This is a genomic window from Paenarthrobacter aurescens, assembly GCF_025421775.1.
GTDB classification, from domain to species: Bacteria; Actinomycetota; Actinomycetes; order Actinomycetales; family Micrococcaceae; genus Arthrobacter; species Arthrobacter aurescens_B.
In genome coordinates this window covers 1-228 of the sequence record NZ_JAOEFX010000838.1, presented here as the reverse complement: position 1 = coordinate 228, position 228 = coordinate 1, and the positions used below count along the sequence as shown (strand labels likewise).

Below are 228 nucleotides of genomic sequence, written 5' to 3'. Positions count from 1 at the left end.
AGAATCTTCGTATACCCTTTAAGCAGAGAAGACACTAAAATGATGTCTTCTCCTTAAGTGAATTTAACTTTTTACAGCTTTTTCCCAGTCTGATGCAAATTTTTCAATTCCTTGTTCTGTTAACGGGTGTTTTACTAATTGTTCAATTACGGCATACGGAATTGTAGCAATATGAGCCCCAGCAAGAGCTACTCGCGTGACGTGATCTGGGTGTCTGACTGACGCTGC

At 40.4% G+C, this 228-nt stretch carries 1 protein-coding gene; it reads right to left on the bottom strand.

What is annotated here, in order from left to right:
• Positions 1-63: 63 nt before the first annotated feature.
• Positions 64-228 (bottom strand): transaldolase family protein (locus tag N7568_RS28645; RefSeq protein ID WP_368736537.1); only part of this gene is annotated, 165 nt, incomplete at its 5' end.